Source organism: Beutenbergia cavernae DSM 12333, assembly GCF_000023105.1.
GTDB lineage: Bacteria > Actinomycetota > Actinomycetes > Actinomycetales > Beutenbergiaceae > Beutenbergia > Beutenbergia cavernae.
Window position 1 is genome coordinate 1,526,913 of sequence record NC_012669.1, and the last position, 24,484, is coordinate 1,551,396.

At 73.6% G+C, this 24,484-nt stretch carries 19 protein-coding genes; 13 read left to right on the top strand and 6 right to left on the bottom strand.

Translation table 11 applies throughout. From position 1 onward, the window contains the following. The first annotated feature begins 323 nt into the window (after window positions 1–323). Entirely contained in the window at window positions 324–1,112 is a 789-nt protein-coding gene (locus BCAV_RS21535; RefSeq protein WP_015881838.1) for a hypothetical protein, read from the top strand. Between the two features lie 238 nt (window positions 1,113–1,350). On the opposite strand, the gene trpS is transcribed toward BCAV_RS21535, so the two are convergent. Both trpS and BCAV_RS06745 read right to left on the bottom strand, forming a co-directional pair. Further along, window positions 1,351–2,583: a tryptophan--tRNA ligase gene (trpS, locus tag BCAV_RS06740; RefSeq protein ID WP_015881839.1), complete on the bottom strand. Its 1,233-nt coding sequence runs from the start codon at window positions 2,581–2,583 to the stop codon at window positions 1,351–1,353. Between the two features lie 203 nt (window positions 2,584–2,786). Continuing rightward, on the bottom strand, window positions 2,787–3,944 hold the full coding sequence (locus BCAV_RS06745) for a hypothetical protein (RefSeq protein ID WP_015881840.1): 1,158 nt from the start codon (window positions 3,942–3,944) through the stop codon (window positions 2,787–2,789). Between the two features lie 84 nt (window positions 3,945–4,028). Here BCAV_RS06745 and BCAV_RS06750 point away from each other — a divergent pair, with 84 nt between their 5' ends. Together BCAV_RS06750 and BCAV_RS06755 are read left to right on the top strand one after the other, a co-directional pair. Beyond that, window positions 4,029–6,035, top strand: a complete 2,007-nt coding sequence (locus tag BCAV_RS06750) for a DUF5107 domain-containing protein (protein WP_015881841.1) — start codon at window positions 4,029–4,031, stop codon at window positions 6,033–6,035. Between the two features lies 1 nt (window position 6,036). Next, window positions 6,037–6,537 carry an RDD family protein gene (locus tag BCAV_RS06755; protein ID WP_015881842.1) on the top strand — a complete coding sequence of 167 codons (501 nt, stop codon included), beginning with the start codon at window positions 6,037–6,039 and terminating at the stop codon, window positions 6,535–6,537. A 7-nt stretch (window positions 6,538–6,544) separates the two neighbouring features. Here BCAV_RS06755 and BCAV_RS06760 read toward each other — a convergent pair whose 3' ends face one another. Then, on the bottom strand, window positions 6,545–8,224 hold the full coding sequence (locus BCAV_RS06760) for an FAD-binding dehydrogenase (protein WP_015881843.1): 1,680 nt from the start codon (window positions 8,222–8,224) through the stop codon (window positions 6,545–6,547). A 25-nt stretch (window positions 8,225–8,249) separates the two neighbouring features. Beyond that, window positions 8,250–10,502 carry a glycogen debranching protein GlgX gene (gene glgX / locus BCAV_RS06765; protein WP_043346745.1) on the bottom strand — a complete coding sequence of 751 codons (2,253 nt, stop codon included), beginning with the start codon at window positions 10,500–10,502 and terminating at the stop codon, window positions 8,250–8,252. Between the two features lie 57 nt (window positions 10,503–10,559). Here glgX and BCAV_RS06770 point away from each other — a divergent pair, with 57 nt between their 5' ends. The 4 genes from BCAV_RS06770 (at window position 10,560) to BCAV_RS21540 (ending at window position 15,367) form a co-directional block, all read left to right on the top strand. Next, entirely contained in the window at window positions 10,560–11,357 is a 798-nt protein-coding gene (locus tag BCAV_RS06770) for an electron transfer flavoprotein subunit beta/FixA family protein (protein ID WP_015881845.1), read from the top strand. A gap of 13 nt (window positions 11,358–11,370) precedes the next feature. Further along, window positions 11,371–12,381, top strand: a complete 1,011-nt coding sequence (locus tag BCAV_RS06775) for an electron transfer flavoprotein subunit alpha/FixB family protein (RefSeq protein ID WP_015881846.1) — start codon at window positions 11,371–11,373, stop codon at window positions 12,379–12,381. A 115-nt stretch (window positions 12,382–12,496) separates the two neighbouring features. Next, entirely contained in the window at window positions 12,497–13,420 is a 924-nt protein-coding gene (locus tag BCAV_RS06780) for a MurR/RpiR family transcriptional regulator (protein WP_015881847.1), read from the top strand. 66 nt (window positions 13,421–13,486) lie between these two features. Then, window positions 13,487–15,367, top strand: coding sequence for a hypothetical protein (locus BCAV_RS21540; protein ID WP_015881848.1), 1,881 nt, complete (start codon window positions 13,487–13,489; stop codon window positions 15,365–15,367). A 45-nt stretch (window positions 15,368–15,412) separates the two neighbouring features. Here BCAV_RS21540 and BCAV_RS06790 read toward each other — a convergent pair whose 3' ends face one another. After that, entirely contained in the window at window positions 15,413–16,624 is a 1,212-nt protein-coding gene (locus BCAV_RS06790; protein ID WP_015881849.1) for an ROK family protein, read from the bottom strand. A gap of 74 nt (window positions 16,625–16,698) precedes the next feature. On the opposite strand from BCAV_RS06790, the gene BCAV_RS06795 reads away from it, so the two are divergent. The 5 genes from BCAV_RS06795 (at window position 16,699) to BCAV_RS06815 (ending at window position 22,714) form a co-directional block, all read left to right on the top strand. Beyond that, complete coding sequence (locus tag BCAV_RS06795) at window positions 16,699–18,225, top strand: sugar ABC transporter ATP-binding protein (RefSeq protein WP_015881850.1); 1,527 nt, start codon at window positions 16,699–16,701, stop codon at window positions 18,223–18,225. After that, window positions 18,222–19,259: an ABC transporter permease gene (locus tag BCAV_RS06800; RefSeq protein ID WP_015881851.1), complete on the top strand. Its 1,038-nt coding sequence runs from the start codon at window positions 18,222–18,224 to the stop codon at window positions 19,257–19,259. The genes BCAV_RS06795 and BCAV_RS06800 overlap by 4 nt, the downstream gene beginning before the upstream one ends. Before the next feature lie 60 nt (window positions 19,260–19,319). After that, window positions 19,320–20,402 (top strand): substrate-binding domain-containing protein, encoded by a 1,083-nt coding sequence (locus BCAV_RS06805; protein WP_015881852.1) that lies wholly within the window; start codon window positions 19,320–19,322, stop codon window positions 20,400–20,402. Between the two features lie 74 nt (window positions 20,403–20,476). Then, window positions 20,477–21,673, top strand: coding sequence for a Gfo/Idh/MocA family protein (locus BCAV_RS06810; protein WP_015881853.1), 1,197 nt, complete (start codon window positions 20,477–20,479; stop codon window positions 21,671–21,673). A 33-nt stretch (window positions 21,674–21,706) separates the two neighbouring features. Further along, the gene (locus tag BCAV_RS06815; RefSeq protein ID WP_015881854.1) at window positions 21,707–22,714 is read left to right on the top strand and encodes a sugar phosphate isomerase/epimerase family protein; all 1,008 of its coding nucleotides are present in this window, start codon (window positions 21,707–21,709) and stop codon (window positions 22,712–22,714) included. 79 nt (window positions 22,715–22,793) lie between these two features. On the opposite strand, the gene BCAV_RS06820 is transcribed toward BCAV_RS06815, so the two are convergent. Beyond that, complete coding sequence (locus tag BCAV_RS06820) at window positions 22,794–23,345, bottom strand: hypothetical protein (protein ID WP_015881855.1); 552 nt, start codon at window positions 23,343–23,345, stop codon at window positions 22,794–22,796. 192 nt (window positions 23,346–23,537) lie between these two features. Here BCAV_RS06820 and BCAV_RS06825 point away from each other — a divergent pair, with 192 nt between their 5' ends. Then, window positions 23,538–24,476, top strand: coding sequence for a phosphotransferase family protein (locus BCAV_RS06825; protein WP_015881856.1), 939 nt, complete (start codon window positions 23,538–23,540; stop codon window positions 24,474–24,476). Window positions 24,477–24,484 lie beyond the last annotated feature (8 nt).

Sequence of the window (24,484 nt, forward strand, 5' to 3'; positions counted from 1 at the left end):
GTCCACAGGTCGGGGCGCCGCGCTCCAGGCGACGACGTCAGCCCGCGCATGCTGGGTCGATGCCTGGAGACCTCGACCCGCGACCAGCGGCTCCGACGCGGTCCGACCCGGGTTCGGTGGTCGGAGCCCGACGCGAGCTTCTCCTGAGCGCGCGGTGCCCACCTGACGCCGTCCGATACACGGAGGACCGCCGCCCGGCGATCCGGGAAGCGGTCCGCGCCGGATCGCTGCGGCGAGTGCGCCGCGGTATCTACCTTCCGCCGGCGGGTGGTACCGGAGTTGCGGAGCGTCGGGAGCAGGAGCACCTCATACGGATTCGCGCCGTGGCCGAACGTCTGGCGACCGACTTCGCGTTCAGCCATTCGAGCGCCGCGCTCCTCCACGGGTGCTGGACCTGGCGCCTCGGCCCGGCGGTGCACGTCACGCAGTCAGGTGTTCCAAAGGCGGGCAGACGAGCCGACCCGCTGCTGCGCCGTCATTGTTCCGCGCTGCCGCCGGACAGCCGCACCACCGTCGCGGGACTACCCGTGACGTCGCTCGAACGGACGGTCGTCGACAGCGCCTGCGAGCTCGACGAGGAGCAGGCGATCGTCATCGCCGACTCCGCGCTGCGTCTCGGCGCAGATCCTGACCTCATCGTGTCCATGACCGACGCGCGGGCGGGATATCGCGGTATCCGTCGAGCACGTCGCGTCTTGGCGCTCGCGGACGGCGACTCCGAGTCGCCGGGCGAGACCTTGACGCGGTGCACGGTGGTTCAGGCCGGCCTTCCGACGCCGCGGGTTCAGATCGACATCCACACCGGACGAGGAACGTTATGGGTCGACCTCGGGTGGGACGACATCAAGGTGGGCATCGAGTTCGACGGCGTCGGCAAGTACGGCGCTGACGGCCGGGACGCACGCGCTGACATCCTCGCGGAGAAGAAGCGCGACGGCGTCCTGGACGGCCTCGGCTGGACGATCGTTCACGTGGTCTGGGCGGACCTCGCGGACCGCGACGCTCTGGTGGCCCGCGTCCGGGGAGCCATCGGCCTCGGCACGCGCCGGACTCTGCTGACCCAGGGATCCGTTCCGGCGAGGTGGCTGCCCGGGGCGTCGAGAGTCGCATGAGTCGGACCCCAGCGGCTGAGTCAGACCCGAGCGGCTGAGTTAGACCCTCCGGGGGTACTGACTCAAACCCTCGGGTCTGACTCAGCTGAAGAGTGCACCTCGGCGGGGCGGGGCGGGTCGAGGAGCGGAGCTGGGCAGGGCAGGGCGGGGCGCGGCAAGGAGCGGAGCGGAGCCGGGGCTGGGCAGGGCCGGGCGGGGCGAGGAGCGGGGCCGGGCCGAACCGGGGCGTCGGTCGGCGTCAGTAGACCATCCCGAGGGCGGCGTGGACGCGTGCCAGGGTGTCGGCGGCCAGCTCGCGCGCCACGCCGTTCCCGGTCCGGAGCACCTCACGCAGCGCGCCGGGATCGCGGACGAGCTCCGCCCGCCGACGGCGCAGCGGCGCGAGCTCGGAGTTCACGGCCTCCGTCACGAACGTCTTGAGCGCCCCCGCACCGCGGCCGCCGATCTCCTCGGCGAGCGCGGTCGGCGTCCGCCCGCTGCACAGCGCCCCGACCAGCAGCAGGTTCGCCACCTCCGGGCGCCGCACCGGGTCGAACGTGATGACTCGATCAGGGTCGGTGACGGCGCTGCGCACGAGCGCCGCGGTCTGGTCGGCGCTCATCGCGAGCTCGACGGCGTTCCCGCGCGACTTCGACATCTTCCGCCCGTCCAGGCCGAGCACGTGCGGAGCGTCGGTCAGCAGCGCCTCGGGCGCGACGAGCCCGGCGTCGCCGTACCGCTCGGCGAACCGGCGCGCGATCGTCCGGGCCAGCTCGAGGTGCGGCAGCTGGTCCTTCCCGACGGGCACGAGATTCGCTCCGCAGAACAGGATGTCCGCCGCCTGGTGCACCGGGTAGGTCAGCAGCAGCCCGCTGAACGGCCGCCCGCCGGAGTCCGCGAGCTCGGACTTCACGGTCGGGTTGCGCCGCAGCTCGGCGTCCGTGACGAGCGACAGGAACGGCAGCATCAGCTCGTTCAGCTCCGGCACCTGCGAGTGCGCGAAGATCGTGGTCCGTCCCGGGTCCAGACCGAGCGCGAGGTAGTCGGCCACGAGGTCGAGCACCCGATCGCGAACCGGCCCGGGAGCGTCGCGGTCGGTGATGACCTGGTAGTCGGCGATGACCACGAACGTCCGCACCCCGAGCTCCTGCAGGCGCACCCGGGAGCGCAGCGTGGCCAGGTAGTGGCCGAGGTGCAGCCTCCCGGTCGGCCGATCGCCGGTGAGCACCCGGAACCGGCCCGCGTCAGCGGCGATCTCGGCCTCGAGCTGGGTGCTGCGTGCCCGCGCGCGCAGCAACGAACGTTGAGACTCGGCGTGGTCGCCGACGACGTCGCTCGCCCGGGTGAGGACGGTGCCGGTTCCTCCGGCGGACGCGGCGGCGGTGCGAGTGCCTGTGGCGGAGGCGGTGGCTGGGGTGCGGGTGCCGGCGGCGGCCGTGCCGCTGGTCGCGGCGCCCGTCGTCCTGACGGTGGCGGGGGAGGTGGGGTTCATGTCGTGCTCCTCGAGACGAGGACCGCCCGCGCAACGGCCGGGACCGTGCCAGAACACGACGGGCCGCCTCGCGAGGCGGCCCGATGGGATGGGAAGGTCAGGTAGCCGCCGTCAGGGCAGCCACCACTGGCGCTGGACGAGCGCGGTCTTCCTCATGCAGGGAGCGTAGAGCATCACCGCCGAGTCAGATCTCAACCGCCGAGTCAGACCTCAGCGGTCGAGTCAGACCCGCCGGAAGCTCTGACTCGACCGCTGACGTCTGACTCGGCGCCGCGCAGCAGCGCGAGGTAGCGGCGGCGCACGGCGAAGACGCGGGCGAGCTGGGCGCCGATCCCGTCGACGAGCTCCGCCCGGTAGACGGCGTCCACCTGGGCGCTGATCGCGTAGTACAGCCCGGTGAACGTGGCGAGCGCCGTCGCCACGCGTACGAGCGTCTGGTCGAGCACGAGCTCCGAGTCGCCGAGCACGAGCTCGAGGGCCCACGACCCGCCCTGCACGTCCCACAGCCCGCGCACCTCCGGCGTCACCGTCAGCGTCCCGAGGGCGACGAAGAACAGGCCGGTCCCGAGGCTGACGACGATCACCTGCAACAGCTGGGTCGTGGCGACCATCGCCGCGACGTTCGCGAGCTGGGAACGACGCAGCGGCACGGCGTCGTCGTCGCCCTCCGTAGCCCCGGCGACGGCGCGGCGCGCCTCCGTCGGGGCGTGCGAGGCGACGAGGCCGACGACCAGGAGCGCGAAGAACACCCCGATGATGACGTCGGCGGTTCCGCCGGTGTGGTCGAACACCTGCCATACCTCGGTCGTGAAGAAGAGCACGAGCGAGAACACGAGCAGCAGCGGCAGCAGTCGCACGAGGCGCAGGAGCGACGCGCCGAGCTCGTCAGCGATCCGCGCGAGACCCCACCACAGCGTGGAGAGAAGCCCGTAGCCGACGCTCAGCCACACGAGCGCGAGGAGCACCAGGTTCCCGACGGCGATGCCGAGCGCGCCTCGCCAGTCACCCCCGAAGAGGAGCGCCGCGAGCGCGGGCGCGAGCACGAAGAAGGCGAGCTCGGGGACGTCGACCGCCTGCGGGAGGGTGCGCCACGGCCGGCCGCGTGCGAGGTTGAGCAGCGCGTACCCGCCCATGACGACGGCGAGCGCCCCGAGGAGCGCGAGCACGTTCGCCCAGGTCGGCCAGCCGAGCTGAACGGACCGGGACAGCTCGAGCAGCAGCACCAGCACGAGGAACGGCGCCGACCGCCCGAACACGTCCCGGCCGGCCGTGTGGCCCTCGACGAGGAGGGGCAGGCCGTGTCGGCGGAAGAGGCGCTCGCAACCGGCGACGTCGAGCGCGTCCACCGCCGGTCTGCCCATGAGCGGCGATGCTAGCGGGCCGCCCGCTCCCCGGCCGTGCACGGGCGGGCGCCCGGCGCCGTCCGCGGGCCGTAGGGTGCGTGCATGACGATCGAACGCGTCGATGGCGCGCGTGGCGACCTTGCCGACCGGCCACAGGCGGGGGCGCCCAGCACCCTCACGGTCGGCCCGGCGCGGGTCCTGACCTCGACGGTGGCTGAGGACTCGCTGCCCCTCCTCGACGCCCTGCTCGAGGTGCCGGTCACGATCGACGACGGCGTCCCGCCCGCGATCCGCCGTCGCGCCGCGGCCGGGCGGCCACGTTCGATGCACCCGTACCTCGTGCAGAGCCGGTACGGACGCGACCTGACCCCGACGGACCTGACAGCCGTGACGCTGTCGAACGCGCACCTGAGCGCCACGTTCCTGCCCGGTCTCGGCGGCCGCCTGTGGTCGCTGCGCACCGCCGAGGGCCGCGAGCTGCTGCACACGCCGCCCACGATCCAGCCCGCGAACCTCGCCCTGCGCAACGCCTGGTTCGCGGGCGGCGTCGAGTGGAACATCGGCACGCGCGGGCACTCGCCGCACACGATGGCACCGCTGCACACGGCCTCGTTCACGCTCCCCGACGGCACTCCGGTGCTCCGGATGTGGGAGCTCGAGCGGCTGCGCGGCGTGGTCTACCAGGTCGATGCGTGGCTACCGCCCACGTCGCGAGCCCTGCTCGTGCACGTGCGGATCCAGAACCCGAAAGCGACGGACGTCCCGATGTACTGGTGGTCCAACGCAGCGGTCCCGCAGTCCGACGACGTCCGGGTGCTGGCCCCGGCGGATCACGCCTTCGCGACGTCGTACGACGGCGGTGTGCGCGCCGTCCCGATCCCGGTCCACGAGGGGATCGACCGGACCTGGCCGACGCGCAGCCCGCGCTCCGCCGACTACTTCTTCGACGTGCCCGACGCCGTCACGCACCCGTGGGTGGCGGCCGTCGGCGCCGACGGCCACGGCCTCGCACAGGTCTCGACGTCGCGGCTGCGGGGACGGAAGCTCTTCGTCTGGGGCACGGGCGCCGGTGGCCGGCACTGGCAGCGGTGGCTCACGCCCGGCGGCGGTGACTACCTCGAGATCCAGGCCGGGCTCGCGCCCACGCAGTTCGAGCACCTCGAGATGCCGGCGGGCGCGTCGTGGTCGTGGGTGGAGGCGTACGGCGACGTCGCCGCGGACGCCGGCCGAGCGCACGACGACGGCTGGCCCGGCGCCGTCGGGCACGTGGCCGACCGGGTGGCGGCGATGATCGGCCCCGACGACCTCGAGGCGGCGCTCGCCGACGCGGCCACGTGGGCCGACGCCGAGCCGGAGACGAGCATCGCGGCCGGCAGCGGCTGGGGTGCGCTGGACGCTCGCGCGCGGCGGCACGCCGGGCAGCCGTGGGCCGTCAGCGTGGGGACGCCGTTCGACGCCGCGACCATCGGACCCGAGCAGGAGCCGTGGTCCGCGCTCGTCGAGGCGGCCGACGCGGAGGCGGGCGGCGGCCACGCCCTGCTGACGGGCGCCGACCCGGGGACGCCACCGCCGTCGTACGTCGCCGGCGAGTGGTGGGACGGCTTGCTCGCCGAGGTTCCGCCGTCGTGGGCGCGCGAGTACCACCGGGGCGTCCTGGCCCACGCCGTCGGGAACGTGGACGCCGCTGACGCTTTCTACGCCGCGTCGCACGAGCACGCCCCCAGCGCCTGGGCGTTCCGGGGCCGGGCGCGCGTGGCGGCGGAGCGCGGCGACGACGCCGCCTGCGTCGAGCTGTACGCACAGGCGCTGGCGCTCGCCTCGGACCAGGTGACGCTCCGGCGCGAGGCGGTGGCAGCCGCGCTCGACGCCGGCGACGCGACCCGTGCGTTCCGGTTCGTCGACGACGCGCCCCACCCCGACGGCCGACTCCGGCTCCTCGAGGCACGCGCCGCCGTCGTCGCCGGGGACAGCGAACGGGCGGCGCGCATCCTCGCCGACGGCGTCGTGGTGCCCGATCTGCGGGAGGGCGAGACGTCGCTGAGCGACCTCTGGGCGCTCGTCCACCCGGGCGAGCCCATGCCGGCGGAGTACGACTTCCGGATGGCGTGACGTGCACCCGCTCGCGATCCGCCGGGCGAAGGCGTACGCGCTCGACGCGCTGAGCTACCTCGGCGTGGCGGCCGCGACCGTGCCGCTGGGCCTCCTCGTGCGCTCCCGCGGCGAGCCGAGCCGCAACGCCGTGCTCGCGATGAGCGCGGTCCCGCCGATCGTCGCGACGCTGTGGGCGGCCCACGCGGAGGCAGCTACGGCCGGGGCCACGTGGGGCAAGCGCCGGATGGGGCTGGAGGTGGTGGACGACGACGGCGGCGGTCGCCTGTCGTACCGCCGTGCCCTCGTGCGCAACGTCGTGAAGATCGCGGTGCCGTGGCAGCTCGGCCACACCGTGGCGGTGGGCGCCGCGTTCGGCGGCTTCGACGAACGGGATCCGCTGACCATCGCCGCGACGACGCTCACCTACCCCCTGATCGCTGTGGGTGCCGCGACGGCGTTCTGGGGTTCGGGGCGCGGCGTGCACGACAGGGCGGCCGGCTCGGTCGTCGTCAGCGCCTGAGGCGAGGTCAGGCGCTGTCGCGCGCGAGAGCGCGTCCCGCCAGGCGGCCGGTGAACAGGCACCCGCCGAGGAAGGTGCCCTCGAGCGCGCGGTGCCCGTGCATGCCGCCGCCGCCGAACCCGGCAGCCTCGCCGACCGCCCACAGGCCCGGCAGCACCTCGCCGTCCGGGCGCAGGACCCGCCCGGCGGCGTCGGTGTGGAGCCCGCCGAGCGTCTTGCGCGTGAGCACGGAGAGCCGGACGGCGAGGAGCGGCCCGTCCTTCGGCGTCGTCAGCGGCCGCGGTGGCGCGACCCGGATCAGCCGGTCCACGCGGTAGCGACGGGCCATCGCCGTCGCGACGACCTGGTGGTCCTTCCCGAGCCCGGAACGCACCTGCGCGTCGCGGAGCGCGATGGTCCGGGCGAGCGCGTCGGCGTCGATCCGGGGCGTGCCGGTGAGCGCGTTCATGCCCGCGGCGAGCTCGGCCGCGTCGGGCGCCCACACGAACTCGTCCGAGGACTCGGCGAAGCGCGCGACGGGCCCGACAGCCCCGGGCAGCACCCTCTGCGCGAGCTGGCGCACGCTCTTGCCCGTGAGGTCGGGGTTCTGCTCGGACCCGGAGAGCGCGAACTCCGTGTCCATGATCGCCTTGTTGAGCACGAACCAGGAGTGGTCGTCGCCGCGCGCCGTCACGTGCTGCAGCGCACCGAGGGCGTCGAACCCGGGGAACAGGGGCGGCGGGAGGCGGTTCCCGTCGGCGTCCAGCCACAGCGACGACGGCCCGGCGAGGATCCGGATGCCGTGCCGGCTCCACACGGGGGAGTGGTTGGTGATGCCCTCGGGGTAGTGCCACATCCGGTCGGTGTGCACGAGCGCCGCGCCGGCGTCCGCGGCGACCGTCTGCAGCACGCCGTCGGTGGAGTCCGGCACCCCGGAGAGCATCCGCTCGGGCAGACGCCCGGCCGCGGTGGGCCACTGCGCCCGGACCAGGTCGTGGTTCGCGCCGATCCCGCCGGTGGCGACGACGACGGCGCCGGCCCGCAGCACCTCCTCGCGGACGACGTCGCGGGACGAGGGCGCGCCCCGCTCGGCGTCGTCGGGCGCGAGGATCTCGACGCGTACGCCGTCGACGACGCCGTCCGTCACTTCGAACCCGACCGCCCGGTGCCGGAACCGCACGTCGAGCAGCCCCGCCTCGCGCGCCCGCGCGGCGGCGGCGAGGAACGGCGCGAGCACGCCCGGACCGGTGCCCCACGTGACGTGGAACCGGGGCACGGAGTTGCCGTGCCCGTCGGCGAGGTAGCCGCCGCGTTCGGCCCACTGGACGAGCGGGAACCAGCGCACCCCGAGGTCGTGCAGCCACGGCCGCAGGTCGGTGCCCGCGAACTCGACGAACGCGCGCGCCCAGGCGTACCCCTGCGCATCCGGCCCGACGCCGTCGGCGGCCCCCGGGGCGAAACCGGCCGAGCCGAGCCAGTCCGCGAACGCGAGCTCGACGTCGTCGTCGACGCCCATGCGGCGCTGCTCCGGCGATCCGACAAGGAACAGTCCGCCGAAGGACCACCAGGCCTGGCCTCCGAGCGAGGCTCTCGGTTCGGCGTCGATCAGGAGCACGTGGCGGCCGGCCGAGGTGAGCTCGGTGGCGGTGACGAGACCGGCGAGGCCGGCCCCGATGACGATGACGTCGGCGTCAGCGGTCTGTGCCATGCGCTGCAGCGTAGGGCTCGGGCGCTCAGGGCGTCCGCCGTTCGAGGTAGATCCGCATGCTCAGGGCGTCGAGGGGCACGATCGAGCCGTCCGCGGGGTGCAGGACGCCGTTGATCGCCGACGTCGCGAGCTCGCCCGGGTGCTCCCACGTCGAGTCCCAGACGAGCTCCCAGCCGGTGCGCGCGGGCGCGAGCACGACGTCGTCCTGCTCCAGGGCGCCGTTCAGGACCACGAGCACGTCGCGCGGCGCGGGCGCGGCGGGCTCGGCTGGCTCGGCGCCGGAGAGCGGGTCCGGCAGGGACCGCCCCGACCGCCGCATCTGCAGCAGCCGGCGAGCGGGGTCGTGCCAGGCGTCGTGGTCCAGCGCGGTGCCGTCGGAGCCGAACCAGGCGAGGTCGTCGAGCGTGTCGTCCCGGCGGGGCCGGCCGCGCGCGAAGCGGACGGGCCGCAGCGCCGCGTGCTCCCGGCGCAGGGCGAGCAGGTACTGGGACGTGGCGAGCAGGTCGGAGCGCCACTCGGAGATCTCCCAGCTCACCCAGGACAGCTCCGAGTCCTGGCAGTACGCGTTGTTGTTGCCGCGCTGCGTGCGGCCCACCTCGTCGCCGGCCGTGAGCATCGGCACGCCGGCGGACACGAGCAGCGTGGCGAGCAGGTTGCGGATCGAGCGGCGCCGCAGGGGGAGGATCTCGCCGCCCGGGTCCTCGTCCCGGACCGGCCCTTCGATCCCGTGGTTCCAGGACAGGTTGTGGTCCGAGCCGTCGCGCCCGCCCTCGCCGTTCGCCTCGTTGTGCTTGTGGTCGTACGCGACGAGGTCGGCGAGCGTGAAGCCGTCGTGCGCCGTCACGTAGTTCACGCTGGCGAGGGGGCCGCGCGAGCCGCCGCCGCCGTGCCCGAACAGGTCGGCGGAGCCGGACAACCGGGTCGCGAGATCGCGGAGGTCGTGCGTGGCGCCGTCGCCGGCCGCGGCGGTGCGCGGGTCGGCGAGCCAGAAGCGCCGTGTCGCGTCGCGGAACCTGTCGTTCCACTCGCGCATCGGCGGGAGGAACGCGCCCGTGCGCCAGCCGCTGGGGCCGACGTCCCACGGTTCCGCGACGAGCTTGAGCCCACCGAGCGTCGGGTCGCTCGCGAGCGCGACGAGGAACGGGTGGTCCGGTTCGAACGCACCGGCCCGCCGGCCGAGCGTGACGGCGAGGTCGAACCGGAACCCGTCCACGCCCACCTCCTCGGCCCAGTACCGCAGCGAGTCGAGGGCGAGCTGCACCACGCGCTGGCGGCGGAAGTCGAGGGAGTTCCCGGTTCCGGTGACGTCGGCGTACCGCGCCGGTGAGGAGCCGTCGTGCAGGTAGTAGCCGGTGTTGTCGAGCCCGCGCCAGGACAGCAGCGGCCCGTCGAGCCCCTGCTCGCACGTGTGGTTGTAGACGACGTCGAGCAGCACCTCGATCCCCGCGTCGTGCAGCAGCGAGACCATCCCCGTGACCTCGGCCAGCACGGCCGCCGGGCCGGCCGAGCGGGCGGCGGTCGTGGCGTACCGCGGCTCGGGTGCGAAGAACGCGAGCGTGGAGTAGCCCCAATAGTTGACGAGACCCCGCTCGAGCAGCGCCGTCTCCGAGGCGATCGCGTGGATCGGGAGCAGCTCGAGCGTGGTGACGCCGAGCCGGCGCAGGTGCTCGATCGTCGCGGGGTGGGCGAGGCCGGCGTACGTGCCGCGCAGGTGCTCCGGCACGCCCGGGAGGTCCAGGGTCAGCCCGCGGACGTGCGCCTCGTACACGACCGTCTCCGACCACGGCACACGCGGCCGCCGCACGGGCGGCCGGTGGCTCGGCACGACCACGCCGTGGCGCACGAACGGGGCGGAGTCCCGGTGATCAGGCAGGGCGAGGTCGCCGGCCCCGTCCGCCTCGGTGACGTGCCCGAAGATCTCCGGGCTGAGCCGCAGGTCGCCGACGACGCCGCGGGCGTACGGGTCGAGGAGCAGCTTCGCCGGGTTGTGGAACAGGCCGGCGGCGGGATCCCACGGACCGTGCACCCGCAGCCCGTACCGTTGGCCGGCGCCGACGCCCGGCACGTGCGCGTCCCACACCCCGAAGGCGCGTCGCCGCAGACCCACCCGACGTTCGCCGTCGTCGCCGAGCAGGCACAGGTCCACGGCCTCGGCGTGCGGGGCGGCGACGACGACGTCGATCCCGCCGTCGACCACGTGCGCGCCGAAGCGGTGCGGCAGGGAGGCACCCCGGGCAGCTCGAGCTGCGGGGCGCACGGTCTGGGGGCTGGCGGTCATCGCCGGCCAGTCTCCCATCGTGCCGCGGGCCCGCGCGGTGGTGGCAGGCTAGGGGCCATGCGCATCGTGGTCGCCGTCAAGCACGTCCCGGACATCCAGGCGGACCGCTCGTTCACCGCCGAGGGCCGCGTCGCACGCGAGGGTGGCGACGGCACGCTGAACGAGCTGGACGAGTGCGCCGTCGAGGAGGCGCTGCGCCTCGTGGAGGCGGCGGGCGAGGGCGAGCACGAGATCGTCGCGCTCACGGTCGGCCCGACCGGGGCGGTCGACGCCGTGCGCCGCGCCCTGCAGATGGGGGCGCACGCTGCCGTGCACGTGTGCGACGACGCCGTGGCGGGCTCGGACGTCACGGGCACCTCGCGGGCGCTCGCCGCGGCCGTCCGCACCCTGCACGCCGAGGCCCCGGTCGACGTCGCCCTCTTCGGCATGGCGGCCCTCGACGGGCTCGGCTCGGTGGTCCCGGCGCTGGTGGCCGCCGAGCTCGGCTGGCCGGCCCTGACGTTCGCGACGCGGCTGGGGGCCGACGGCGTCACGCTCACGATCGAGCGTGACGTCGCCGGTGCCCGCGAGACGCTCGCGGCGCCCGCACCCGCCGTCGTGTCGGTGACCGACGCCATCAACTCCCCCCGGTTCCCGGTGCTCGCGGGGATCCTCGCAGCGCGCTCGATCGAGGTCCGGCGCCTCGACCTGGCGGCGATCGGTCTCGACGCCGCCGAGGTCGGAGCCGAGGGGGCGCGGACCCGGGTGCTCACGGCGGCGCCGCGGCCGCCGCGGCCCGAGCCGGACATCCGGTACGACGACGGGTCCGGGGGGCGCGCCCTCGCCGAGTTTCTCATCGCACGCGAGCTGGTCTGAGGTGGCGACGCACGTGACGGATCACGCCCGGGCGGACGACGCCGTCGTCCTCGTCCTGCTCGACGACCCGGCCGCGGCGCCGCGGCCGACCACGTTCGAGCTCCTCACGCTCGCCGCGCGTGTCGGCTCACCGCTCGTCGTGGCGTTCGGCCCGCTCGGTCCCGCCGCGACCGACGCGCTCGGTGCGTTCGGCGTGACCGACGTGCTGCAGCTCGACGTCGCCGGGGAGGACGCCACGCTTCCGCCGGCCGCCGCGCGAGCGCTGGCCCAGGCCGTGCGCGGCACGGGCGCGACGCTCCTGCTGCTGCCGTCGACGTTCCTGCACAAGGAGACCGCCGCGCTCGCGGCCCGCGAGCTGGGGGCGGGGCTGCTCATCGACGTCGCGTCGCTGCGCCGGGCCGGCGACGGCGGCGTGGTCGGCGGGAAGCGCGTGTTCGCCGGCACGTGGGACACCGAGTGCGAGGTGACGACGCCGCTCGCGGTCGCGACCGTGCGGGCGAACGCCGTCCGCCCCGAGGCCCTGGGCGCGCCCGTTGGCGAGCCCGCCGTCGCCGTGGAGTCGGTCGACGCCGCGGGCACCGCGCACGGGGTGACGCTCCGGGCGCGCGAGGAGGTGGCGCACGGTGCGGACGACGGGCGCCCAGCCCTGGCCGAGGCGACTCTCGTCGTCGCGGGGGGCCGCGGGACGGGCGGGGACTTCGGCCCGGTCACCGAGCTCGCCGACGTGCTCGGTGCGGCGGTCGGCGCGACGCGCGACGTCGTCGAGGAGGGGTGGATCGGCCACGACGCGATGGTCGGCCAGACGGGCACGACGATCGCCCCCCGGCTGTACATCGGCGCCGGGATCTCGGGCGCACCGCACCACCGCGGCGGGATGCAGGCCGCGGAGACGATCGTCGCGGTGAACATCGACGCCGAGGCGCCGCTCGTGGAGATCGCCGACTTCGCCGTCGTCGGCGACCTCGCGAGCGTCCTCACCGAGGCGGCCGAGGTGATCCGGGCCCACCGGGCGGCCTCCGCCTGACGGCGGCGCCGACCTGGCTCGAACGCGAGGCACGTGCTCGGGCGCGAGCGCTTGCCAGCTGACAGAACCTGTCAAATCGTTGACACGGAACGTGCGCACCGTGACACTTTCTGTCATGACGCCACCGGCGGAGGTGCGCACCCGGTCCATGAGGTCGGGCGGGATCCTCGCCGAGCTGCGCCGGCTCCTGCCCGACCTGCCCGACTCCGTGCGGCGGACGGCGGAGCGCGTGCTCGCGGACCCGGTCGCCAGCGTGGCCGGCACGATCACCGACCTCGCCGAGGCGAGCGGCACCTCGCCGTCGGCCGTGTCCCGGCTGTGCCGCAGGCTCGGCGTCGACGGGTACCCGGCCCTGCGGATCGCCGTCGTCGCGGACGCGACGGCGAGCGCGAGCTCCCCGTGGGAGATCGACATCTCGCGCACGATCGGTCCCACGGACTCGCTCGAGGACGTCGCCGGCACCCTGGGTGCGGCGACGTCGAGGGCCGTCCACGACACGCTGGCGGGTCTTGACCTCGACGTGCTGCGCGACGTTGCGCACGCCGTCGCCGGGGCGCGGCGGGTGCACCTGTACGGCGTCAGCGGGAGCGCCGTCATGACGGCGGAGCTGCAGCTCCGCCTGCACCGGATCGGCATCGCGACGTGGTCCTTCGCCGACGTGCACGAGGGCCTCACGGGAGCCGCCCTGCTCGGGCCGGGCGACGTCGCGATCGCCGTCTCCTACACCGGCGAGACGATCGAGACGCTCGAGATGCTCCGCGCAGCCGGGAGCCGCGACGCCCTGACGGTGGCCGTCACCGGCGCGCCCCGGTCCTCGCTCGCGGCGGTCGCCGACCGCATCCTCGTCACCGTCACGGAGGAGACGACGTTCCGCGAGGGCCCGCTCGCGGCGCGCTTCTCGGAGCTGACGGTGGTCGAGCTGCTGTACCTCGCCGTCGGTCAGCTCACCTACGAGCGGACCACCGAGCTGCTCACCCAGACGGCGCTCGCCGTCCGGCGACACCAGGCGGGGCGGACCGAACGAAAGCCCCGCCGCTGAGACCCGCGGGCGACGTCGTCGTCGCCCGTTCGCTCACAGCCCCGTCCGGGGCACGAGGAGGCAGGTATGGCCGAGATCATCCTGACGCGTCAGGGCTTCCTGCGGATGAGCGGCGCCCTCGGTGGCGCCGTCGCCGCGGTCGGAGCATTCGCCGGCCCCGCCGGTGCGCACGTCCGGCGCGAGCCGGCGGCCGCCGGTTCCGGCGGACCGCTGCTGGCCGACGAGACGTTCCCCATCGGCGTGTTCTGGCCGCCGCCGCCCCTGCAGACGACGCTCGAGCGCTGGCAGGAGATGGCCGACGCCGGGTTCACGTACGTCCACTCGAACAACTACCTGTACGCGGACCACTACATCCAGCGGCACGCGTTGGGCATCGCGGACCAGGTCGGGCTCAAGGTGCTCGTCGACGACGGCGACGTGCGCTGGCTCACGCACCAGTTCACGATCTCCGACGACGGCGGGGCCTTCACGCTCACGCGCGCCGAGGCGGAGACGAAGCTGCGCGAGGTCATCCGCAAGTACGCCGGCGACGGCTTCTGGCAGATCGTCGACGGCCGCCTGCTGTTCGACGGCGGCACCGGGAACGGCTCGATCGGGTGGACCCTCGACGGCGCCGAATGGACCGACTACACGTTCGAGTTCGACACCGCCCCGCGGGCGACGGGCGCCGGCGGCTACGCGCAGGCCGGGTGGGCGTTCCGCGTCCAGGACGAGGGCAACGCGTACGTCTGGCTGCTCACCAACCGCCCGGCCGACGGGGCGCCGTCAGCGCTGGTCAAGGCGGTCTTCGTGGGCGGCGCGCCGCAGGTGACGACGACGCTGCTGCCGTTCGCCGTCGTCCCTGACCAGACCTACCGCGTGGCGACCACGCTGGAGGGTGACACGATCACGACGACGATCGACGGCGTCGTCGTCGACACGACGACGGACGCGACGTTCGCCTCCGGACCGGTCGGGTTCCGTGAGGCGGGGTCGGAGTCGGCGTTCTTCGACGACGTCGTGGTCACGGCGCCGGACGGCGAGGTGCTGTTCACCGAGGACTTCGCGTCCGATCTCGGGGCGTGGCGGCGTCCCGGCGGCGGCTTCGCCAGCTTCGCCGGACTCCACGTGTACGACGAGCCGTCCGTCGCGAAGCTGCCGGACCTCGCCATCGTGCTCGACATCATCCGGTCGATCGACCCCGAGTGCCTGCCCTACGTGAACCACCTGCCCGGCTTCGACTACGTGGAGGCGGTCGAGCAGACGAACCCGGAGGTGCTCTCGTTCGACAGGTACCCGATCCTGCTCGAGGGCGAGGACGCCGGCTACTTCCGGAACTGGGCCGACGTCCGGGCGGCGGCGCTGCCGGGCGGGATCCCGACCTGGGCGTACATCCAGTCCGTGGGTTACACGAACCACGCCGTGCCCACGAAGGACGACCTGTACTGGCAGGTCAACATCAGCCTCGCGTACGGCTGCAAGGGCATCCAGTACTTCACGTACTGGACGCCGGACCCGGCCCGAGGGGAGAACTTCACCGGGGGCATCATGACGGTGGAGGGGGAGCGAACCCCGCTGTACGACCACACGCGCGAGGTGAACACGCGCTACCTGGCCGCGATCGGCCGGCAGATGCTGCCGCTGACGTCGACGGCGGTGCAGGCGGCGAACCTCGATCCGGTACCGGACGGGCTGGAGCCGTTCGCACCGGACGACGACGTCGAGCAGGTCCGGGGCGACGCCGTCGTCCTCGGCAGGTTCACCGGTCCGGACGAGCAGCGGTACCTCCTCGTGGCGAACCACTCGCGGCACGAGCGGGCGAACGTGGGGGTGCGGTGGGGATCCGCCGTCGGTGGGGTCGCGACGTACGAGCCCGAACGTGAGCGGTACCGCGACCGGGGCGACCGCGACCTGAGCCTCCGGCTCGGCCCGGGTCGCGCGACCCTGGTGCGCATCGAGCCGCGGTAGGCCTCGCGCGGCGGGAACGGGCCGTTCCCGCCGCGCTCCGGGGCGTCAGGGGGCGGTGAGGGCGTCGATGCGCGCCGTGCTGAGCGCGAAGTCGCTCGCCAGCACGCTCGCACCGAGCACCGCCGCCTGGCGCGCCGTCCGTGTGCCGACGATCTGCAGGTGCTGCGTCGCCAGCGGCAGCGACCGCGCGTACACCACCTCGCGGATCCCCGCGAGCAGCTGCTCGCCCGCCGCCGAGAGGCTGCCGCCGATGACGACGACGGACGGGTTGAGCAGGCTCACCGTGCCCGCCAGCACCGCGCCCAGCTCGCGCCCCGCCTGGCGGAGCGTCGCCGTGGCGGTCGGGTCGCCGGCGCGGACCAGCGCGACGACGTCGTCGCTCGTCGTGGCGTCGATCCCCGCCTCGCGCAGCTTCGTCGCGATCGCGTTGCCGCTCGCCAGCGCTTCCACGCACCCGGTGTTGCCGCAGGTGCACAACCGCGGCTCGCCGCCGGGCACCGCCATGTGCCCGAGGTCCCCGGCCGCTCCCTGCGCGCCGCGGCGCAGCTCGCCGTCGGCGATGATGCCGGCCCCGATGCCCGTCGCCACCTTGACGAACAGCAGGTCGTCGACGTCGGGGAAACCCATGGCGTGCTCGCCCAGCGCCATGAGGTTGACGTCGTTGTCCACCAGGATCGGCGCCGCGAAGTGCGCGCCGAGGATCCCGGGCACGTCGACGCCGTGCCAGCCGGGCATGATCGGCGGGTCGACGGGTCGGCCCGTGGAGTGCTCGACGGGTCCGGGCAGCCCCAGACCGAGTCCGGCGAGGTCGGTGCTCGGGCGTCCGGCCCGGTCGAGGAGCTCGTGCCCGGTCCGCGCCACCCAGCCGAGCACCTTCTCGGGGGCGTCGGAGATCCGCACCGGCTCGGCGTGCTCGGCGAGGATCGAGCCGGCGAGATCGGTCACGGCGAGGCGGCCGTGGGCGGCGCCGAGGTCGACCCCGAGCACCACCCGGGACGTCGGGTCGAACGCGAACGCCGTGGGCGGGCGGCCGCCCGTGGACGCGCGCGAACCGACCGAGGCCACCAGGCCGGTCGCGAGGAGCGCGTCGACACGGGTCGCGATCGTCGACCGCGACTGACCGGTCTCGGCCACCAGGTCGGCGCGGGTCCGTGCCCGGCCGTCGCGCAGGAGCTGCAGCAGACCGCCGGGCCCGGTCTCGGTGCCCGGGAGCGTCCGGTCGCGCGTCGGCGCCACGGCCACCTCCGATTCGACCATCCCCGGACCATAACAACGGCAGTGACGCCCGCACTTTTGCTTGACGTTCGGCAGAAGAATGTTACCTTCCTCACATGGTCACCGACGACCGTCAGCTCCTCCGCATGGAGGGCATCGTCAAGGAGTTCCCGGGTGCGCTCGCGCTCGACGGCGTGGACCTGGAGGTGCGCGCCGGAGAGGTGCACTGCATCCTCGGCCAGAACGGCGCGGGGAAGTCCACGCTCATCAAGGTGCTCGCCGGCGCCCACACGCCCACGGCCGGGCGGATCGTGCTCGACGACGACGCCGTCACGTTCGGTTCGCCCGTTGCCGCGCTGCGGGCCGGGATCGCGACGATGTACCAGGAGCTCGACGTCGTCGACGGCCTCAGCGTGGCCGAGAACGTCTTCCTCGGGCACGAGCTCGCCACCGGGTCGGTGGTGCACCGCGCCGCCCAGCACGCCCGGACCCGGGAGCTCCTCGCCGTGCTCGGGCACCGCGAGATCTCACCGCGCCGCGAGGTCGCCACCCTCAGCGCGGCCGGGAAGCAGATCGTGAGCATGGCGCGCGCACTGTCGCGGCGCGCGCGTGTCATCGTCATGGACGAGCCGTCCGCGGTGCTCGACTCCGAGGAGGTCGCGACCCTCTTCCGCGTCGTGCGTGAGCTCACCGCGCGCGACATCGCCGTGGTGTACATCTCGCACCGCCTCGAGGAGATCCGCGAGATCGGCGACCGCATCACCGTGCTCAAGGACGGCCGGACGGTCGCCGCCGGGCTGCCCGCCACGACGCCCACGCCGGACCTCATCCGGCTCATGACCGGGCGGACCGTCGACCCGCTGCGCGCCGTCGCCGCCCCGCACGACGCGGCCGGCGCCACCGGTACCGACTCCGCCGTGCTCGAGGTGGAGTCCCTGACGCTGCGGGGGTCGTACACCGACGTCGCGTTCAGCGTCGGACCGGGTCAGATCGTCGGGCTCGCCGGGCTCGTCGGCTCCGGCCGCTCGGAGATCCTCGAGACGATCGCCGGCGCGCGCCGGGCCGACGCCGGCCGCATCCGCGTCGGCGGGGTCGCACTGCGGGCGGGGTCGGTCGCGCACGCCGTCTCCACCGGCGTCGGGCTGTGTCCGGAGGAGCGCAAGAGCCAGGGGCTGCTGCTGGACGAGCCGGTGTACCGGAACATCACGCTCGCGACGTTCCCGCGGACGTCCACCGCGGGCTTCCTCGACGAAGGTGCCGAACGGGCGCTCGCGCGGGAGCAGATCGCCGCGCTGCAGCTGCGGCCGGAGGACCCGGACCGCGTCACGCGGACCCTTTCTGGCGGGAACCAGCAGAAGATCCTGCTCGGTCGCTGGCTCGCCCACGGCTGCCGCGTGCTGCTGCTCGACGAGCCGACCCGAGGCGTCGATGTCGGAGCGCGCTCGGAGATCTACGCACTCGTGCGGCGTCTCGCGGAGCAGGGGACGGCGATCGTCGTCGTCTCGAGCGAGATCCCCGAGGTGCTCGCCCTGTCCGACGTCGTCCACGTGGTGTCCGCCGGACGGATCGTGCACAGCGCACCCGCCGGCTCGATCGACGAGCACGGCGTCCTCGACCTCGTCATGGAAGGAGCACTCGCGTGAGCGGGACACCCTCGGCCACGCCCCCGCCCGTCGAGTCCGCACGGGTGGAGGAGGCGGCCCTCGAGACCGGCGGTCGGTTCGCGTCGTCCGGCCTGTGGCGCAACCTCGGCCTCGTGATCGCGCTCGTGCTGCTGTGCGTCGTCGGCATCATCACGTCGGGGCCGGACTTCGTCGGCGGCAACAACATCGTCACGATCCTCCGGTATGCGGCGATCATCGGCGTCCTCAGCATCGGCATGACGTTCGTCATCACGGCCGGCGGCATCGACCTATCCGTGGGCTCCGTGCTCGGCCTGGCGTCCGTCTGGGCCACGACGCTCGCGACGCAGACCATCGCGGCGAACACCCACTGGATCGTGATGGTCACGACAGCGGTGCTCGTCGGGGCAGCCTGCGGCCTCGTGAACGGTGTGCTCATCGCGTACGGGAAGGTCGTGGCATTCATCGCCACGCTCGCGATGCTCGTCGCGGCCCGCGGCCTGGCCGAGATCATCTCGGGCAAGCGGAACCAGAACCTGGAGAACAACGGGTTCGAGGCGTTCTGGCGCGACGACTTCCTGGGTATGCAGACGATCGTCTGGGTGTTCGCCGTCGTCGCCGTGCTCGGCTGGGTCCTCCTCAACCGCACGACCTTCGGTCGACGCACCATCGCCGTCGGCGGCAACGCGGAGGCGGCACGGCTGGCCGGGATCAAGGTCCGAGCGCACACGACGTGGCTCTACGTGCTGTGCGGGGCGCTCGCCGGACTCGCCGGGGTCATGATGATCGCGCGGACGACCACCGGAAGCTCCACCCACGGCACGCTGTACGAGCTCGACGTGATCGCCGCCGTCGTCGTGGGCGGCACGCTCCTGATCGGGGGCCGCGGCACCATCGTCGGCACCGTACTCGGCGTCCTCATCTTCGCGACGCTGTCCAACGTCTTCACGCAGAACAACCTGTCCATCTCCGTCCAGTCCGTCGCGAAGGGCGCGATCATCGTGCTCGCCGTGCTGCTTCAGCAGCAGCTCGCCGCTCGCTCCCGCAAGACGTAGCGGCTCCCACCCATCACCCCCGGGTCTTCTCGACCCTCGCCATCTCAACGAGGAGAAGTCATGTCCCAGCACCCCACCCGCCGAGCGATCGGCGCCAAGGCGCGTCTCGCCGTCGTCGCCGCCACGCTCGGCGCTGGCGCTCTCGTGCTGTCGGCCTGTACGAGCAACGAACCCGCCGAGGAGGAGACACCGGCGGCGGAGGACGACGGCGGAGGCGAGGCCGGCGGCGGCGCCAACGACGAGCCGGGCGAGACGGTCGTGATCGGCTTTTCGGCGCCAGCCGCCGACCACGGCTGGATGGCCGCGATCACCGAGCGCGCGCAGGAGTACGCGGACGAGCACAGCGACATCGACCTCCAGGTCGCCGAGGGCACGAACGACGTGAACCTCCAGATCAGCCAGGTCGAGCAGTTCATCAACGACGGCGTGGACGCGATCGTGCTGCTGCCGTTCGACGGCGCGGCGCTCACCGAGGTGGCGCTCGAGGCGATGGAGGCGGGCATCGTCGTCGTGAACGTCGACCGCGAGTTCAACGACCCGAACGCCGCCCGCGTCACGGTGCTCGGCGACAACTACGGCATGGGCGTCAGCGCGGGGCAGTACATCTGCGAGCAGCTCGGCGACAACCCGGACGCGATCGTGGCGGAGATCGCCGGCATCGACTCGCTTCCCCTGACGCAGGACCGCAGCCAGGGCTTCGAGGACGCGCTCGGGGAGTGCGGGCTCGACGTCGACAACCGGGTCGCCGCCGACTTCACGATCCAGGGCGGGACCGCCGCCACGGAGCAGCTGCTCGCGGCGGCCCCCCAGATCGACGCGATCTGGAACCACGACGACGACCAGGGCGTCGGCGTCCTCGCCGCGATCGAGACGGCCGGACGCGACGAGTTCTTCCTCGTGGGTGGTGCCGGCTCGGTGAACATGATGGAGGAGATCCAGAACCCCGACTCCATCGTCGAGGCGACGGTCATCTACCCGTCGACGCAGGCGGCGGACGGCATCGCGCTCGCCCGCCTCGTCGTCCAGGGGCGGAGCATGTCCGACCTCGTCGAGGTCGAGGTCCCACGCCTCGTCCAGCTGTACGCGCCGGTCGTCACGGCCGATAACGTCGAGCAGTACCTGCCGACCGCGTTCGAGTCCTGAGCGCGCCCAGCACCGACGCTGCCCCGTCCGCCGGCGCCCTGCCGGCGGCCGGGGCACCGACCTGAGAGGACACCATGCCGGACCACCCCTCGCCGACGACGCCGGAGCTCGCCGTCGGGCTCGTGGGCTACGCGTTCATGGGAGCAGTGCACTCCCACGCGTGGCGCACGGCGCCCCGTTTCTTCGACCTGCCGCTGCGGCCCCGGATGCGCGCCGTCGCCGGCCGGGACGCAGCGGCGGTGGCGCAGGCCGCGAGCAAGCTCGGCTGGGAGGAGTCGGTGGTCGGCTGGCAGGACCTCGTGGCGCGCGACGACGTCGATCTCGTCGACGTGTGCACCCCGGGGAACACCCACGCGGAGATCGCGATCGCCGCGCTCGAAGCAGGCAAGCACGTGCTGTGCGAGAAGCCTCTCGCCAACACCGTCGCCGAGGCCGAGGCGATGACCGCGGCCGCCGAGAAGGCGGCGGCGAACGGCGTGCTGGCGATGGTCGGGTTCACCTACCGGCGCGTGCCGGCGATCCAGCTCGCGCGGCAGCTCGTGGCCGACGGGCGGCTCGGCGAGATCCGGCAGGTCCGCGCGCGCTACCTGCAGGACTGGATCAGCGACCCGGAGGCGCCGCTGTCGTGGCGGCTCGACGCGTCGCTCGCCGGCTCGGGCGCGCTCGGCGACATCGGCGCCCACATCATCGACCTCACGCAGTTCATCACCGGCGAGCGGCTGACCGGCGTCGTCGGCCTCACGGAGACGTTCGTCAAGGAGCGTCCCGTGGCGGAGGGCTTCTCCGGCCTGTCCGGCACGGGGTCGTCGACCGAGCGCGGCCCGGTCACCGTGGACGACGCCGCCCTGTTCCTCGGGCGGTTCTCCTCCGGCGCGATCGGCACGTTCGAGGCGACGCGCTTCGCTTGGGGCCGCAAGAACGCCATCCAGCTCGAGATCAACGGCTCGAAGGGATCGCTCGCGTTCGACTTCGAGGACATGAACGTCCTGCAGTACTTCGACGCCGAGGAGGACGCCGTCACGGCGGGCTTCCGGCGCATCCTCGTCACCGAGCCGCAGCACCCGTACGTCGAGGCCTGGTGGCCCGCTGGTCACGGGCTCGGCTACGAGCACGCGTTCACGCACCAGGTCGTGGACCTCGTCCGTGACATCGCGAGCGGGACCCAGCCCACGCCGTCGTTCGCCGACGGCCTCCAGGTCCAGCGGGTGCTCGACGCCGTCCTGCGGAGCAGCGCGGCGGGCTCCACCTGGCTGGACCTCCCGGCGTCCTGACCGTTCCACCACAGCAAGGAGAGAGAGAACCACATGACCCGTCCGATCACGCTCTTCACCGGCCAGTGGGCCGACCTGCCGTTCGAGGAGGTCGCGCGGCTCGCCTCGGAGTGGGGCTACGACGGCCTCGAGATCGCGTGCTGGGGCGACCACCTCGACCCGTGGCGCTGGGACGACGACGCGTACGTGCAGGGCAAGCTCGACCTGCTCGAGCGGTACGGCCTCAAGGTGTGGGCGATCTCGAACCACCTCAAGGGCCAGGCGGTCTGCGACGACCCGATCGACATCCGCCACCAGGAGATGCTCGAGCCGCGGATCTGGGGCGACGGCGACCCCGAGGGTGTGCGCCAGCGCGCCGCGGAGGAGATGCAGCACACCGCGCGGCTCGCGGCGAAGCTCGGTGTGAAGACCGTCGTCGGGTTCACCGGCTCCGCGATCTGGAAGTACGTGGCGATGTTCCCACCGGTGCGCGCCGAGGTGATCGACGCCGGCTACCAGGACTTCGCCGACCGGTGGAACCCGATCCTCGACGTCTTCGACGAGGTGGGCGTGCGGTTCGCGCACGAGGTGCACCCGAGCGAGATCGCCTACGACTACTGGACCACCGTGCGCACGCTCGAGGCGATCGGGCACCGCGAGGCGTTCGGCCTCAACTGGGACCCGAGCCACATGGTGTGGCAGGACATCGACCCCGTCGGCTTCCTCGTCGACTTCGCGGACCGCATCTACCACGTGGACTGCAAGGACACGAAGAAGAGGATGGTGAACGGTCGCAACGGCCGGATGTCGTCGCACCTGCCGTGGGCGGACCCGCGCCGCGGCTGGGACTTCGTGTCCACCGGTCACGGCGACGTGCCGTGGGAGGACGCGTTCCGCACGCTCAACCACATCGGCTACGACGGCCCGATCTCGGTGGAGTGGGAGGACGCCGGGATGGACCGGCTCGTCGGCGCCCCCGAGGCTCTGCAGTTCGTGCGCTCGCACGCGTTCGACGCGCCGGAGGCGGCGTTCGACGCGGCGTTCTCCACGCGCGCGGAGTAGGGGCCTTTCCACGCGCCGAGTGGTCGCACTCGGTCGCCTGCCGCCGCGGTGGGCGACCGCCTGCGACCACTCGGCGCGGTCAGTCCCAGGTGACGGAGTAGATGACGCGGCCGTGCGTGCTCCGCGGGTCGTACTCGGCGCGGATGCCGACGGCTGTGTCGCCGAACACGAGGTTGACCCACGGCGAGGTGACCTGGTCGGCGTCCGCCGTCGTCGCTGCGGTGACGAACTCGTCCGCGACGCTCGCGGGCTGAGCCAGGTCGGCGAGCACGCCCCGGAAGGCCTCCTCGACGGCGCCGAGGTCGAGCTGGCCGGTGTCGCCGAGCACGGGGTCGACGACGACGCCGTCCGTCACGCTGACGGTGAGCGTCGCCGTCGGCATCGTGAAGCTGGCGCCGGGCAGGAGCACCGTCGCCTCGACCGGCGGGTCGGACTCGAGCACGACGGTGGCGTCGTCGTCGACGTCCAGACCGAGGTCGGCGGGGGCGGGAGGGGTCGTGAGGTCGACCGTCTCGGGTACCGGATCGGGTGCCGGGTCACCCTCGATCGAGACGGAGCACGCAGCCGGCGTCAGGATCGCGAGAATGCCCAGGGTGACGACGGCGGCGCGCACGCGGCTGCGGTTCCTCACCGGGACATCCTGCCCGAGCCCGGCGGGGGGCGAGCTCGTCCCTCTGCGGCGAGCTCGCACTCTCCGGAGATCGAGCTCGCCGCAGACGTACGAACTCGCGGGGCGCCCGCGGTCGAGCCTGGGACCTCGAGCTGCCGGGCTGCTGCAGATATCGCCTCGCGGAGCCGCGGCGCCGTCGGGCAGGCTGACCCGATGTCCCGACGCCGCCCCACGTGGCCCGAGCTGCCCGAAGCGCTCCGCGACCTGATCGAGTCCGAGCTCGGCGTCGTCGTCGTCGATGCCCGCAGCCACGACGGCGGCTACAGCCCGGGGCTCGCGAGCACGCTCGTCACCGACGACGGCGGGCGCACCTTCGTCAAGGCCGTCGCTGCGAGCGACAACGAGGTGGCGGCGACGCTGTACCGGCGGGAGGCCGAGGTCGCGGCGGTGCTGCCCGAGGACGTGCCCGCCCCGCGGCTGCGCTGGAGCGCGGAGCACGACGACTGGGTCCTGGTGGCGTTCGACGCCGTCGACGGCCGCACGCCCGCGGTGCCCTGGCAGGCCGGGGAGCTGGACGCCGTGCTCGACCTCGCGTCGCGGCTCGCCGAGGTGCCCGCGCCCGACGTGCCGCAGATCCCGGTGATGGCCGACGCCGAGGACGGCGCGTTCACGAACTGGCGCCAGCTCGCGGACCGGCGCCCCGCCGGGCTCGCCACGTACGAGGAGTGGGTGGTGAAGAACGTCGACCGGCTCGCCGACGTCGAGTCGGGGTGGCGTGAGGCCGTTGCCGGGGACGTGCTCGTGCACGGCGACTTCCGGGGCGACAACGTGATCGTTCCGACCGACGGCCGGGGCGCCGTCGTCGTCGACTGGCCGTACGCGAGCCGCGGCGCGGCGTTCTGCGACGTCGTCGGCATGCTTCCCGCGCTCGCGACCGAGGGCGGGCCGCAGCCCGAGGAGATCGTGCGCACGCACCCGGTGGCGCGGGCGGCGGACCCGGACGCCGTGACGGCGTACGTCGCGGCGATCGTCGGGTACTTCACGCGGGCGTCGCTGGACCCGCCCCCGCAGGGCATCCCGCACGTGCGGGCGTTCCAGCGCGCGCAGGCGGAGGTCGGCGTGGTGTGGCTGCGGGAGCGGCTGCGGAGCTGACGGGCCGG